Source organism: Bacillus sp. PS95, assembly GCF_037963565.1.
Taxonomy (GTDB): Bacteria; Bacillota; Bacilli; order Bacillales; family Bacillaceae; genus Bacillus; species Bacillus subtilis.
Genome location: NZ_CP150160.1, coordinates 3,516,256 through 3,528,917, shown reverse-complemented (window position 1 = coordinate 3,528,917; position 12,662 = coordinate 3,516,256). Strand labels below are relative to the sequence as shown.

Below are 12,662 nucleotides of genomic sequence, written 5' to 3'. Positions count from 1 at the left end.
GTTATCTGCAAGCTTTTTCTTATGAACAAGTGTAGATCGCTGTATCAAATGCATCTTCTGGGATATACAGTTTTCCCTTTTCGTATTTATAAGGAATTTCATTCTCTTTAAAACACTCTTTGGTATAGTCAGTTAGTGTATCCCCAATTTCTATGTATTTCCCGGTATAGTTGGGCTGACATGCTGAAAGAATTGACGTCATTGCCAGAAACAGCATGATTTTCTTCATCACGACACCTGCCTATTATGAAAATTTTACCTTTATCATTCTATCATAACAAAAAGAAAAAGACCGATTTACTATTCCGCACATGCTATAATAATTTTGGAATCTTCTAGAAAAATCATCGTGATGTACATATAAGGGGGATCAACGTGTATCGGATTTTGCTTGTGGAAGATGATGAGCGGATTGCTTCTTTGCTGGGCGGTCATCTTCAAAAATACGGATATGAAGTGAAAATTGCTGAACAGCTGAATGATATAAAATTGGAATTTGCAGAAATGAAGCCTGATCTTGTGCTGCTTGATATCAACCTTCCTTTTTTTGACGGGTTTTATTGGTGCAGGCAAATCCGTACCATTTCCAATGCGCCGATTATCTTTATATCGGCACGGACCGATGAGCTGAATCAGGTAATGGCGATTGAAAATGGCGGCGATGATTATATCACAAAGCCGTTCCATCTAGAGGTAGTGATGGCCAAAATCAAAAGCGTCCTGCGCCGCACATATGGTGAATATTCGCCCTCTTTGGCGCAGGAATCTAGAATAGTGGAGCTTGGCGGGCTGACGATTTATCCTGATCAGAATGAGGCCGAATGGAACAGCGTCCGTATTCTGTTTTCCCAAAAAGAATTCCAGCTTCTCTCTATTTTTGTGAGGGAGCATAAAAAAATTGTCTCTCGTGATGAACTATTGGAGGCGTTATGGGATGACGTTGATTTTGTCGATGACAATACGTTAACGGTCAATGTCAACCGGCTGCGGAGAAAACTGGAGAATGCAGGACTGACAGATTGCATTTCCACAATCAGAGGACAAGGCTATCAATTTCAAGTCAATCGGAAGGATGAAGCGGAGTGTTAAAGACGTATCTCATTGACCGCTTAGCCATTATTCTATTTTCATTATTAGGGATAGGGTCCGCCATGCTGATTGCGTATTTAAGCATTGTAGAGTGCGGCGCAGAACCTTCCAAAGAAAATATGATGTACATATGGATTTTGCCTGGTACTCTTTTAGCCGCAGGTTTTGCTGTTGATTATGTTCGGCAAATTTCCTTTCTCACATATGTTAAAAAGCTTGCAGAACAAGCCTCTTCTTCGAATGACATCGGACAGTCTTTGAAAGCCAGAAAGCCAAGAACAGGAGAGCAAGTGCTTTGGACGAAGATGATCAACGCACTCGGGCAGCAATACGAAAGCAGGCTCTCACAATATATCAATCAGCAAAAACAGCATTACACCTTCACCAACCAATGGGTCCACCATATGAAAACACCGGTATCCGTCATATCCTTAATGATTCAGGAAGGAAAAAACGGAACCTCATCCTCTTTTCCGACGTTCTTAGAGGAGCTGGAGGATGAGAATGAGAGATTTCGTTACGGTCTTGATATGATGCTGCAAACGGCTCGGCTGGAGGAATTTGCATTTGATGTAAAGCCGCAAACCTTTGATTTGGCAGAAATGGTTCGTTCACTGATCAATCAGGAAAAACGTCAGTTTATTAAACGGCGCCTTTTTCCAACATTACATGTGCCGTCAAATGCCGTTCAGATTTCCAGTGATCAAAAGTGGCTTTCCTTTGTTGTCGAGCAAATCCTTTTCAACGCCTTAAAATATTCAAAGCAAGGTGTGGGAGACCCTATTACAATCCGGATTGAAACACAGGGACATGAGACGCGATTGTCGGTTGCCGACGAAGGAATCGGCATACCGCCACAGGATCTGCCGCGGATTTTTGACGCGTTTTTTACCGGAGAAAACGGACGAACCATGAAAGAGGCAACTGGAATGGGCCTTTATTTAGCAAAACAGGTGTGCAGCCGTCTCGGCCATAAGCTGTATGCGGAATCAAAAGAAGGGGCTGGCACTGTGATGACCATCGTGTTTTCAAGTGACACCCTCGTGAATGTGACAGCATTGTAAGGTTGGGGAGCGGAATTGCAAGAAAGTTCGATGGGAGGATGCTGACTTCCTTTTTATAATAAAGAAAAAGGAGGAGCAGAACATGAACGTGTTGCAAACAACGAACCTATCGAAAACGTACTATTCAAATAAAGGAACAATATCATACCAAGCGCTCAGCGCCTTTGATCTTAGTGTGTCAAAAGGGGAATTTGTCGGGATTATGGGGCCGTCGGGAAGCGGAAAAACCACGCTTTTGAATTTGCTGGCTACCATTGATAAGCCGACCCAGGGCGAGATGATGATCAACGGCATTCAGCCGAAAACGTTAAAGGACCAAGAGCTGGCTTTGTTTCGCAGAAGAGAACTCGGCTTCGTCTTTCAGGATTTTAATCTGCTTGATACGCTGACGATTCGTGAAAATATTCTCTTGCCGCTCGCATTGGATAAGGTAAAGCTGAGAGAAATGGAAGCCCGATTGGATGAACTGGCGGATACGCTGCAAATCAAGCACATTCTCGATCATCGCACATATGAGGTTTCAGGCGGACAGCAGCAGCGGGCAGCCTGTGCCAGAGCGATTATTCACAATCCGGCGCTCATCCTTGCCGATGAACCGACAGGAAACCTCGACTCAAAATCGGCAAAGCAAGTGATGAACACACTGGCTCAGTTGAATGAGGAAAAGGAAGCGACGATTCTGTTGGTTACGCATGATGCCACAGCAGCAAGTTTCTGTAAACGAATTGTTTTTATTAAAGACGGACGTTTCTTTTCAGAGATTCACAGAGGAACAAACAGGCAGGTGTTTTATCAAAGTATATTGGATACCTTGAGTGTGTTGGGAGGCGATTTTCATGAATTTGAGAACTATCGCCCGTAAAAACATTCTTGGGAATCTGCAACGGTATGTGGCCTACTTTTTAAGCTGTGTGTTTGCCGTTTCGGTGTTTTTTGTCTTCACATCATTTATTTTTCATCCTGATGTCAATGAAGACAATATATATGGAGGAAGCCTTGTCAAAACATGCTTGAGCGCAGCTCTTGTCGTCATCATTGTGTTTTGTATATTTTTCATCACATATTCCAATTCAGCGTTTTTGCAGGCAAGAAAGAAAGAGTTTGGGCTGCTGACACTGTTTGGCACATCAAAGCAGCAGCTTCGCAAGATGATTTATTATGAGCAGTCACTTATTTCTCTTGCGGCGATTGCGGCCGGCATTGGAGCAGGCCTGTTATTTTCAAAACTGTTTTTTATGATCATGACATGGATGCTCAGCGTGAAGGTGCCGATTTCGTTTGCCATTGTGCCGAAAGCGTTTGTGATGACAATTGCCGGCTTTCTCATCCTGTTTCAGACGCTGCTCATTTTATCACTGGGACGGATTCGGAAGCTGGAAATCATTGAACTGATTAAATCAGCCAAAAAGCCGAAAAGTTTGCCAGTTTATTCGAAATGGCTCACTGTATTGTCTTTGCTATGTCTTGGCAGCGGTTATTATCTATCTGCAACAGCCAATGCAATTGACATGATGTTTCGGGTTTTTCCAATTTTGATTTTAGTGTTAATTGGCACGTATTTCTTTTTTACCCAAAGCAGTGTGGCATTTTTCCGCATGCTGTACCGAAAGAAACACAGCTTCTACAAAGGCACAAATATCATTGTGCGTTCCAACATGATATTCAGGCTGAAGGATCATGCACGCATGCTGTTTTTAACCTCTGTCATTACAGCGGTCATATTAACAGCTACAGGTGTCATCTATATGTTTTATTCCGATTTACAAAGGCAGGAGGAGCAAAGCATTCCTCAGTCTGTTTCCTGGGTGGAAAAGGATGCTTCCCGCTTTCAGGTCATGAAGCCTGAGACAGCTGAGAATACATTGAAAAAAGCTCATGCTGTTATCAAGTATAAGGTGGATGCCACAGGGATTCCTGTCACTTTTCAATCAGACTTGCCGTATGGAAATAAGAAGATAGAAGCGGAAGCTTTGCTGATTTCAGAAAAAGTCTATAATCAAGTCGCAAAGGAAAAAGGGTTCCCAGTTATTCATTTACAAGAAAATGAAGCATTTATTAATGTTTCTTTTCAAATGATGGTGAAAGACACATTTGGAGAAGGGGAAACAGCAGCATTTCATATGAAGTCAGGAAAAACCCTTTCCTACGTCATGAAAAAGCAGCAAAACAAAGGGATATTGATGTCTGTCGATGGAGTCAGCCGTTTATTGGTTGTCAGCGAAAAGAGCTTTGACAGTCTGTCACAGGATGTGCCGCTGAAGGAGCAGATGAGAATGGTAGGTTATGAGCTTGAGCATTGGCAGGAGACGGTGGATGTCTCTGAAAAGCTTGAAAACATGGTGCCGAAAGAACATACATCTGATTTTCAAACACGTGCTCCTAGTTATCAAATTGTAAAGCAGGGAGTTGCATTAATGCTGTTTATTGGTCTGTTTGTCAGCGTGCTGTTTTTTATCGTGCAAGGAAGCATGCTGTATTTGCGGATGTTTACGGAAATAGAAGATACGAGAGTGCAGGTGTTAGCCTTAAAAAGGATAGGGGTTACGGACAAAGAGATTCACTCGATCCTTGGAAAGCAAATAGGATTTTTATTCTTCATCCCATTTATCGCAGGTACGATTCACGCGGGCTTTGCGTATGCAGCGTTAAGTAATATGCTGAATTCCAATTTATTTCTTGAGGCCGTAATTGTCATCTTCATTTATTTTGTATTCCAGGCTCTTTATTATATCGTTACCCGTCATATTTATAAGCGTGCTGTTCTTCAGCGTATGTAATAGAAATCCGGTCTGTTATCAGACCGGATTTTTGATTTATTGAAATTCTCTTGTGAGATTTTTCGGTGTTTGTCCTTGAATGGCTGCAATCATATTTTCGGCGGCCTGTTTGCACATGTTGAAGCGCACTTTAGCTGTTGCTGAACCGATATGAGGAAGCAGCGTGACATTATCCAGCTGCAGGAGCGGATTATCTTGGGTGACAGGCTCTTTTTCGTATACATCTAAGCCGGCTCCCCTGATCCAGCCTTCCTGAAGAGCGCGAATCAGTGCTTTTTCATCAACTGTCTTTCCCCGGGAAATATTGACGAAAATTGCTGAATCCTTCATCAACTTAAATTCGCGTTCTCCTATCATGTGATAGGTTTCGTCAGTCAGCGGCGTAATGAGAAGAATAAAATCAGATTGCTCCAGCAATGTATCAAGCTCTGCATACTTAACGCCGATGCTGTCTTCTGTTTCTTGTTTGCGATGTCGGTTATGATAAAGCACTTCCATATCAAAACCAAATTTGGCGCGTCTCGCTGCTTGTTCTCCAATTCTGCCCATGCCGATAATGCCTAACGTTTGATGATGAACATCAATTCCGAAAAGCGCTTCCTCTTCCACGGTCCCCCATTTTCCTGCTCTGACAAAACGGTCCAGTTCGGCAACACGTCTGGCGGAAGACAGAATCAGTGAAAAAGCCAGATCTGCAACTGTGTCATCCAGTGTATAAGGTGTATGAGTGCCGATGACTCCTCTTTCTTTCATTGCTTCTATATCGAAGTTATCGTAGCCTACTGATTGGTTGCTGACCACTTTGAGCTTAGTCGCGTGTTCCAGCAACTCACGATTGATTGACGGGCCGGACGTCCCTGACGTTAAAAGCCCTTCCGCATCTTTTAATTTTTCAAATAGCACGTCACTCGGAAGCGTATCCTCCTGCCATACTTCATAACGGCAATGTTCACCGATGAATGCTTCAATCTCTTCAGGAATCGGTTTTGTGATAAATACAAATGGTTTCAACAAGGCTCCCCCTTTATGGCTGTTGTCTATTTCATTATATCGGAAATAAATAGATGTTAAAAATATAGCTGCGTTCTTTTTATTTTCTGGTTCTTTTGAACTTAAAATGGAGATCGAACAGCTAAATCTGCTTAAAAAAGTTTTTTAATTATCAGAATTCACCCATATTTTTTGTCAGACAAATCATCAATATGCGAGCAGCAGCCGGATTATAGGATGCATTAAATATAAATTTTATTATCTTTGAAAGATATAAATGTTTATGTTTTGATTCTACAGTCCAATTATAGTGTCTTTTTTTGAAAACCTTTTCTTGGCTTATTCCTATGCTATAATTCCTTACTGTAAGCTGGGTAAGAAGGCTTGCAAAATCATATGGATGGGAGATGAATCAAATGGTTTCTTTAACATCAATTTTGGAACACAATCAGCGGTTTGTCAGTGAGAAGAAGTATGAACCGTACAAAACGACAAAGTTTCCTTCGAAAAAGCTCGTCATTGTCACCTGTATGGATACAAGGCTTACAGAACTTCTTCCGCAAGCAATGGGGCTTAAAAACGGTGATGCTAAAATTGTAAAAAACGCGGGAGCCATCGTTTCTCACCCATTTGGAAGCGTGATGCGAAGCATACTGGTCGCGATTTATGAATTGCAGGCTGAAGAGGTATGCATTGTCGGCCATCATGAATGCGGAATGTCAGGGCTGAATGCGTCCTCGATTCTTGAGAAAGCAAAGGAACGCGGGGTGGAGGATAGCTGCCTGAATTTGCTGACGAGTGCCGGACTCGATTTGAAAACGTGGCTGACTGGTTTTCACAGCGTGGAAGAAAGCGTTTCCCACAGTGTGAACATGATTAAGAATCATCCGCTGCTTCCGAAAAAAGTGCCGGTTCACGGACTTGTCATTCATCCTGAAACAGGAAAACTTGAAGTGGTCATTAACGGTTATGAAACTGAGCTTATAAACAATCACTCATAAGGGAGGTTATAATAAAATATGCGATTCTCAGGGAGATTCAAGGGATACAATTTACAGAAATTTCAGAAAGACTTGATTGCAGGTATCGTAGTAGGTGTCGTGGCAATTCCTTTAGGAATGGCGTTTGCCATTGCCTCGGGAGTCGAGCCTGAATATGGGCTATACACTGTTGTTATAGCAGGGATTTGTATTTCTTTGTTTGGAGGATCAAAATATCAGATTGGCGGTCCGACGGGCGCCTTTGTCCCGATTTTATTCGGCATTATCATGCAGTACGGCTTGGAAAATCTGCTGATTGCGGGGTTTATGGCAGGAGTGATGCTGGTACTTTTTGGGCTGTTTAAGCTCGGGAAAATAATGAAATTCGTGCCCAAACCCGTTATCGTTGGTTTTACAGCCGGAATTGCCGTGCTGATCTTTACGGAACAAATCGCTAATTTTCTCGGATTGAGAAATGTTGAAAAACATGAGAACTTTCATCACAACATGTTTGAAATTGTGCAGCAGCTCGGCACCTTTAACGTGTATGCCATTTTGACAGCTGTGATCGGGCTCGTCATTTTGCTTGTATCCGCCAAGGTGATGCCTAAAGTGCCGGGCGCTTTGTTGGCGCTTCTTATTTCCACAGTGGTCGCGGTTGTCTTTTTCCCTGACCGCATGGCAACGATCGGGTCAACTTATGGAGAAATCCCCCGCCATTTGCCTGAATTTCAGTTTCCTGAGCTTACTTTGGATAAAATGGTTATGCTGTTTCCGGCTGCGCTTGTCATCGCGCTTCTTGGAGGACTTGAGTCGATTTTGTCCGCAATGGTCGCTGATAACATGAAGGGCTCAAAGCATGACAGCAACAAGGAGCTTGTCGGCCAGGGGATTGCGAATATGGCAGCGCCCCTGTTTGGCGGAATCCCGGCTACAGGAGCGATTGCGAGAACGGCGACCAATATAAAAAACGGAGCGGTTTCCCCAGTTTCCGGCGTCGTTCACGGCGTAGTCGTTCTCCTTGTCCTGCTTGTATTTGCGCCTTATGCGTCCCATGTGCCGCTCGCCAGTATGGCACCGATTCTCATGGTGGTCGCATGGAATATGAGTGAGCGCAAGGAAGTCGCAAACATGCTGAGACTGAAAAATGCTGATTCCTTTATTTTGGCGGCTACCTTCGCCCTTACGGTTCTGTTTGACTTAATCATCGGTGTGGCAACCGGATTGCTGCTTGCATTCGTGTTCTTTATCAGAAGAATGAGCGAAGCGACCCGCATCCACAATCAGGAATCGCATCCTGTTCTGGCGAAGAGAGAAGATCCATCTGTCAGCATGTATGCCATAGAAGGGCCGCTGTTTTTCGGATCAATTGATTCCCTTGAATCGTCATTGCTGGAGCATGTACAGAAAAAACCGAAAACCCTTATTCTGCTCATGAATAAGGTGCACTATATGGATACGTCAGCTGAAGCGGTGCTTGGGAACATTATGAATCGAATTAAACGCCACAATGGAAAGCTGATGATTGTAGGATTGCAATCGCAGCCAAAGGAGCTGCTGCATAAAACAGGCCTTTTTCACAAAATAGGAAAGCAGCATTTCTTTGATCACCATGATGAAATCACAGGTTAAAAAAAGCGGCCATCGCGGCCGCTTTTTTATGCATGCTCAAATCGTTTTGTCAGTTTTTCTTGGTGGGCCTTCATGACGTCTTCTAAAGAGACACCATACATATCAGCAAGAATGGCGATATTTCCGATGACATCTCCCATTTCTTCAATCAATTCTTGTTTTTGCTCAGCGCGTGACGATTCTTTCTCATCCGGCCGGTCTCTGCCGATTTCATACGCCCTGACAGCCCGGGCCAGTTCTCCGGCTTCCTCCATTAAAAAGCCGACGCGAATAAAAGGTCCGTATTCTGTCCAGCCTCTTTTTTCGTAAAACTCTTTCATCCATTTTTCTGCATCAGCCAGCTGCAACCTCATCACTCCTGCATTCTTTATGTATTTCATATTGATATTATCACATGAAGATGGGACAATATATAGTGTGTTTTTGAATGTTTAACACGATATATAGATGCGGAGATGACAAAATGAAAACCATTTGTGTATTTGCGGGATCAAACCCTGGGGGAAATGAAGCGTATAAAAGAAAAGCGGCAGAGCTTGGCGTGTATATGGCTGAGCAGGGAATCGGCCTTGTCTATGGAGGCTCCCGCGTCGGCTTGATGGGCACGATTGCTGACGCGATTATGGAAAACGGCGGAACTGCAATCGGGGTCATGCCGAGCGGTTTATTCAGCGGGGAGGTTGTCCATCAAAACCTGACTGAGCTGATTGAAGTAAACGGGATGCATGAACGAAAGGCTAAAATGAGCGAGCTGGCGGACGGCTTTATCTCGATGCCGGGCGGCTTCGGTACATATGAAGAATTATTTGAAGTGCTGTGCTGGGCACAGATCGGCATCCACCAAAAGCCAATCGGACTGTACAATGTAAACGGATATTTTGAACCAATGATGAAAATGGTGAAATACAGCATTCAAGAAGGGTTTTCTAACGAATCACACCTAAAACTGATTCACAGCTCGTCACGGCCGGATGAGTTAATTGAGCAAATGCAAAATTATTCTTATCCGATTTTAGAAAAAAAGTGGACAGAAATTTAAAAAAGAGACTTTCTCATGGAAGTGGAGAGAATGAGTCTGCCACCTAGCGTATGAATCCATGAAAAATCGAGTGTTTTTAACAAAGTGAGGTTTCCTTAAGGGAAATCTCTTTTTTATTTCTCTTTTGCCTGCATCGTATATTTAACAGTAATAGAGGACTTTATCACTAGTTTGGATAATAAGCACAGATAAGGAGGGGATGAAAATGGCAACATTGTCAGATGTGGCGAAAAAAGCAAATGTTTCGAAAATGACGGTATCACGAGTGATCAATCACCCTGAGACGGTGACAGATGAATTGAAAAAGCTTGTTCATTCTGCGATGAAAGAGCTGAATTACATCCCTAATTATGCGGCGAGAGCGCTCGTGCAAAACAGAACACAGGTTGTGAAACTATTGATACTTGAGGAAATGGATACGACAGAACCATATTACATGAACCTGCTGACAGGAATCAGCAGGGAGCTGGATCGCAATCACTATGCTCTCCAGCTTGTGACAAGAAATTCTCTTAATATTGGCCAATGTGACGGCATTATTGCCACCGGCTTGAGAAAGAACGATTTTGAAGGTGTAATAAAAGCGTTTGAGAAGCCGCTCGTCGTATTTGGACAAAATGAAATGGGCTATGACTTTATCGATGTGAATAACGAGAAAGGCACTTTTATGGCAACCCGCCATGTTATGGGGCTGGGGGAGCGGGAAGTTGTCTTTTTTGGCATTGATTTAGATGAGCCTTTCGAACGTGCAAGAGAACAGGGGTATATACGGGCGATGAATAAAAGCTTTAAAAAATCGAATATGTTTCGGATCGACAACAGTTCTAAGAAAAGTGAAGACCTTGCAAGAGAACTGCTGAAATCCATGGACAATCAGGCCGCATTTGTCTGCGCATCTGATCGAATCGCGCTCGGCGTCATTCGTGCGGCGCAATCCCTTGGAAAGCGAATTCCAGAAGACGTTGCGGTTACCGGGAATGACGGTGTGTTTCTTGATCGCATCTCCTCGCCGCGCTTGACTACGGTCAGACAGCCTGTTGTTGAAATGGGGGAAGCCTGTGCGAAAATGTTGCTGAAAAAAATGAATGAAGACGGTGCTGCACAAGGAAGTCTATTTTTTGAACCAGAGTTAATTGTACGAGAATCAACGCTGTAAGCGCCGTATTCTGTTATCGGTAACAGGGTGAAAAGGATTGTTCCCACAATTTCATCATGATACTTTCAAACTATGAGCCGGCTTCAATAAAACGGAAATCAAAGGGGGAAACATGATGGAATATGCAGCGATTCACCACCAGCCATTCAGCACAGATGCTTATTCTTATGATGGGCGGACTGTGCATATCAAGATTCGGACGAAAAAAGGTGATGCAGATCACATTCGATTCATTTGGGGTGATCCCTATGAGTACAACGACGGCAAATGGTCGGCAAACGAGCAGCCGATGAGAAAAATTGCTGCAACAGAAATGCATGACTATTGGTTTGCTGAAGTGGTGCCGCCATTTAGGCGTTTACAATATGCGTTTGTTGTAACAGACGATCATGAAGACATCTTTTTCGGAAGTTCGGGTGTATGCCCTTATAACGAAAAAACACTGGAAACAATTCATTATTACTTTAAATTTCCGTTTGTTCACGAGGCTGATACATTTCAAGCGCCTGAATGGGTCAAGTCAACGGTTTGGTATCAAATTTTTCCGGAGCGTTTTGCAAATGGAAGAGAAGACTTGTCACCGAAGAATGCATTGCCGTGGGGGAGCAAGGACCCGGGCGTCAATGATTTTTTTGGAGGAGATTTACAAGGAATTGTTGACAAGCTTGATTATTTAGAGGATTTAGGGGTGAACGGCATTTATCTGACACCGATCTTTTCCGCGCCTTCTAATCATAAATACGACACGCTGGATTACTTTTCTATTGATCCGCATTTCGGGGATCCTGAGCTTTTTCGTACATTGGTCAGCCAGCTGCATCAGCGGGGGATGAGAATTATGCTTGATGCGGTTTTTAACCATATAGGAAGCGCGTCTCCGCAATGGCAGGATGTCGTCAAAAACGGAGATCAATCCCGCTATAAGGACTGGTTCCATATTCACTCTTTTCCCGTCACAGACGACAATTATGACAGATTTGCTTTTACAGCTGATATGCCGAAGCTAAACACGGCTAATCCCGAGGTGCAGAAATATTTGCTTGATATTGCTTTGTACTGGATTCGGGAATTTGACATTGACGGCTGGCGTTTGGATGTCGCAAATGAAGTGGATCACGTGTTTTGGAAGACATTCAGGCAGGCTGTATCAGCAGAAAAGCCTGATGTTTATATTTTAGGTGAGATCTGGCATTCTGCCGAACCCTGGCTTAGAGGGGATGAATTTCATGCGGCGATGAATTACCCTTTTACAGAGCCTATGATTGAATACTTTGCTGACCAGACGATCTCAGCTTCACGTATGGCTCACCGTGTCAATGCACATTTGATGAATGGGATGAAGCAGGCCAATGAGGTGATGTTTAATTTACTGGATAGCCATGATACAAAGCGCCTTTTGACCAGATGCCGCAATGATGAGAAGAAAGCACGCGCGTTGCTGGGCTTTATGTTTGCCCAGACAGGCTCACCATGCATCTATTACGGGACGGAAATCGGGCTGGACGGCGAAAATGATCCATTATGCCGGAAATGTATGGTTTGGGAAAAGGAGAAGCAAAACCAAGACATGCTGCAATTTATGAAACGGTTAATTGCTTTACGCAAGCAGGAAAACACTTTATTGACTGAAGGACATCTTGAGTGGAATCGGCTGGACGACAAAAATGATTTCATTAGCTTTTCGCGGACTCTTGATGAAAAAATACTGATTTATTTCTTTAATCAAGGGAATGTGGTTCAACACGTCAGTTTACGAGAGTTGAATATTGATAGGAATAAGAAAATCTGTGATGCATGGACAGAGCAGCCGCTTCATCATCACGATGTCATTACCGTTCAGCCGGGAGAATTTTTGATTTTGAGTGCTGCCGCCCCTGTATAACATTCTGTTATCGGTAACAAATCGAAAGTTGTTGTAACCGCTTTCTACAGGAC

Annotated in this window: 12 protein-coding genes; 9 read left to right on the top strand and 3 right to left on the bottom strand. The window is 43.4% G+C overall.

Annotated features, from left to right (window positions below):
- Positions 1 to 19: 19 nt before the first annotated feature.
- Entirely contained in the window at positions 20 to 229 is a 210-nt protein-coding gene (locus tag NSQ12_RS18410) for a lipoprotein (protein WP_003243327.1), read from the bottom strand.
- A gap of 146 nt (positions 230 to 375) precedes the next feature.
- Between NSQ12_RS18410 and psdR the strand changes: the two genes are divergently transcribed.
- The 4 genes from psdR to psdB all read left to right on the top strand — a co-directional run bounded on the left by psdR (position 376) and on the right by psdB (position 4,930).
- Positions 376 to 1,089 (top strand): two-component system response regulator PsdR, encoded by a 714-nt coding sequence (psdR, locus tag NSQ12_RS18405; RefSeq protein ID WP_106073366.1) that lies wholly within the window; start codon positions 376 to 378, stop codon positions 1,087 to 1,089.
- Entirely contained in the window at positions 1,083 to 2,153 is a 1,071-nt protein-coding gene (psdS, locus tag NSQ12_RS18400; protein WP_217024092.1) for a two-component sensor histidine kinase PsdS, read from the top strand. The genes psdR and psdS overlap by 7 nt, the downstream gene beginning before the upstream one ends.
- Positions 2,154 to 2,235: 82 nt before the next feature.
- Positions 2,236 to 3,015, top strand: a complete 780-nt coding sequence (gene psdA, locus NSQ12_RS18395; RefSeq protein WP_003228167.1) for a lantibiotic ABC transporter ATP-binding protein PsdA — start codon at positions 2,236 to 2,238, stop codon at positions 3,013 to 3,015.
- The gene (psdB, locus tag NSQ12_RS18390; protein ID WP_015251152.1) at positions 2,990 to 4,930 is read left to right on the top strand and encodes a lantibiotic ABC transporter permease PsdB; all 1,941 of its coding nucleotides are present in this window, start codon (positions 2,990 to 2,992) and stop codon (positions 4,928 to 4,930) included. Before psdA ends, psdB begins: the two co-directional genes overlap by 26 nt.
- A gap of 36 nt (positions 4,931 to 4,966) precedes the next feature.
- On the opposite strand, the gene NSQ12_RS18385 is transcribed toward psdB, so the two are convergent.
- Entirely contained in the window at positions 4,967 to 5,944 is a 978-nt protein-coding gene (locus NSQ12_RS18385) for a D-glycerate dehydrogenase (RefSeq protein ID WP_339175319.1), read from the bottom strand.
- A 383-nt stretch (positions 5,945 to 6,327) separates the two neighbouring features.
- Here NSQ12_RS18385 and NSQ12_RS18380 point away from each other — a divergent pair, with 383 nt between their 5' ends.
- Both NSQ12_RS18380 and NSQ12_RS18375 read left to right on the top strand, forming a co-directional pair.
- Positions 6,328 to 6,921 (top strand): carbonic anhydrase, encoded by a 594-nt coding sequence (locus NSQ12_RS18380; protein ID WP_339175317.1) that lies wholly within the window; start codon positions 6,328 to 6,330, stop codon positions 6,919 to 6,921.
- Between the two features lie 18 nt (positions 6,922 to 6,939).
- On the top strand, positions 6,940 to 8,532 hold the full coding sequence (locus NSQ12_RS18375; protein WP_003228175.1) for a SulP family inorganic anion transporter: 1,593 nt from the start codon (positions 6,940 to 6,942) through the stop codon (positions 8,530 to 8,532).
- A gap of 26 nt (positions 8,533 to 8,558) precedes the next feature.
- Here NSQ12_RS18375 and NSQ12_RS18370 read toward each other — a convergent pair whose 3' ends face one another.
- The gene (locus tag NSQ12_RS18370) at positions 8,559 to 8,879 is read right to left on the bottom strand and encodes a MazG-like family protein (RefSeq protein WP_003242570.1); all 321 of its coding nucleotides are present in this window, start codon (positions 8,877 to 8,879) and stop codon (positions 8,559 to 8,561) included.
- Between the two features lie 116 nt (positions 8,880 to 8,995).
- On the opposite strand from NSQ12_RS18370, the gene NSQ12_RS18365 reads away from it, so the two are divergent.
- The 3 genes from NSQ12_RS18365 (at position 8,996) to mdxD (ending at position 12,609) form a co-directional block, all read left to right on the top strand.
- Positions 8,996 to 9,571, top strand: coding sequence for a TIGR00730 family Rossman fold protein (locus NSQ12_RS18365; protein ID WP_003228180.1), 576 nt, complete (start codon positions 8,996 to 8,998; stop codon positions 9,569 to 9,571).
- Positions 9,572 to 9,776: 205 nt separating this feature from the next.
- Positions 9,777 to 10,727, top strand: a complete 951-nt coding sequence (locus NSQ12_RS18360) for a LacI family DNA-binding transcriptional regulator (RefSeq protein ID WP_032726916.1) — start codon at positions 9,777 to 9,779, stop codon at positions 10,725 to 10,727.
- Positions 10,728 to 10,839: 112 nt separating this feature from the next.
- The gene (gene mdxD / locus NSQ12_RS18355) at positions 10,840 to 12,609 is read left to right on the top strand and encodes a maltogenic alpha-amylase (RefSeq protein WP_339175313.1); all 1,770 of its coding nucleotides are present in this window, start codon (positions 10,840 to 10,842) and stop codon (positions 12,607 to 12,609) included.
- The last annotated feature ends 53 nt before the right edge of the window (positions 12,610 to 12,662 follow it).

Coding starts and splice junctions, on each gene's coding strand:
- NSQ12_RS18410 (WP_003243327.1), bottom strand. CDS start 229: ATGAAGAAAATCATGCTGTTTCTGGCAATGACGTCAATTCTTTCAGCA.
- psdA (WP_003228167.1), top strand. CDS start 2,236: ATGAACGTGTTGCAAACAACGAACCTATCGAAAACGTACTATTCAAAT.
- psdB (WP_015251152.1), top strand. CDS start 2,990: ATGAATTTGAGAACTATCGCCCGTAAAAACATTCTTGGGAATCTGCAA.
- NSQ12_RS18380 (WP_339175317.1), top strand. CDS start 6,328: ATGAATCAAATGGTTTCTTTAACATCAATTTTGGAACACAATCAGCGG.
- NSQ12_RS18375 (WP_003228175.1), top strand. CDS start 6,940: ATGCGATTCTCAGGGAGATTCAAGGGATACAATTTACAGAAATTTCAG.
- NSQ12_RS18365 (WP_003228180.1), top strand. CDS start 8,996: ATGAAAACCATTTGTGTATTTGCGGGATCAAACCCTGGGGGAAATGAA.
- NSQ12_RS18360 (WP_032726916.1), top strand. CDS start 9,777: ATGGCAACATTGTCAGATGTGGCGAAAAAAGCAAATGTTTCGAAAATG.
- mdxD (WP_339175313.1), top strand. CDS start 10,840: ATGATGGAATATGCAGCGATTCACCACCAGCCATTCAGCACAGATGCT.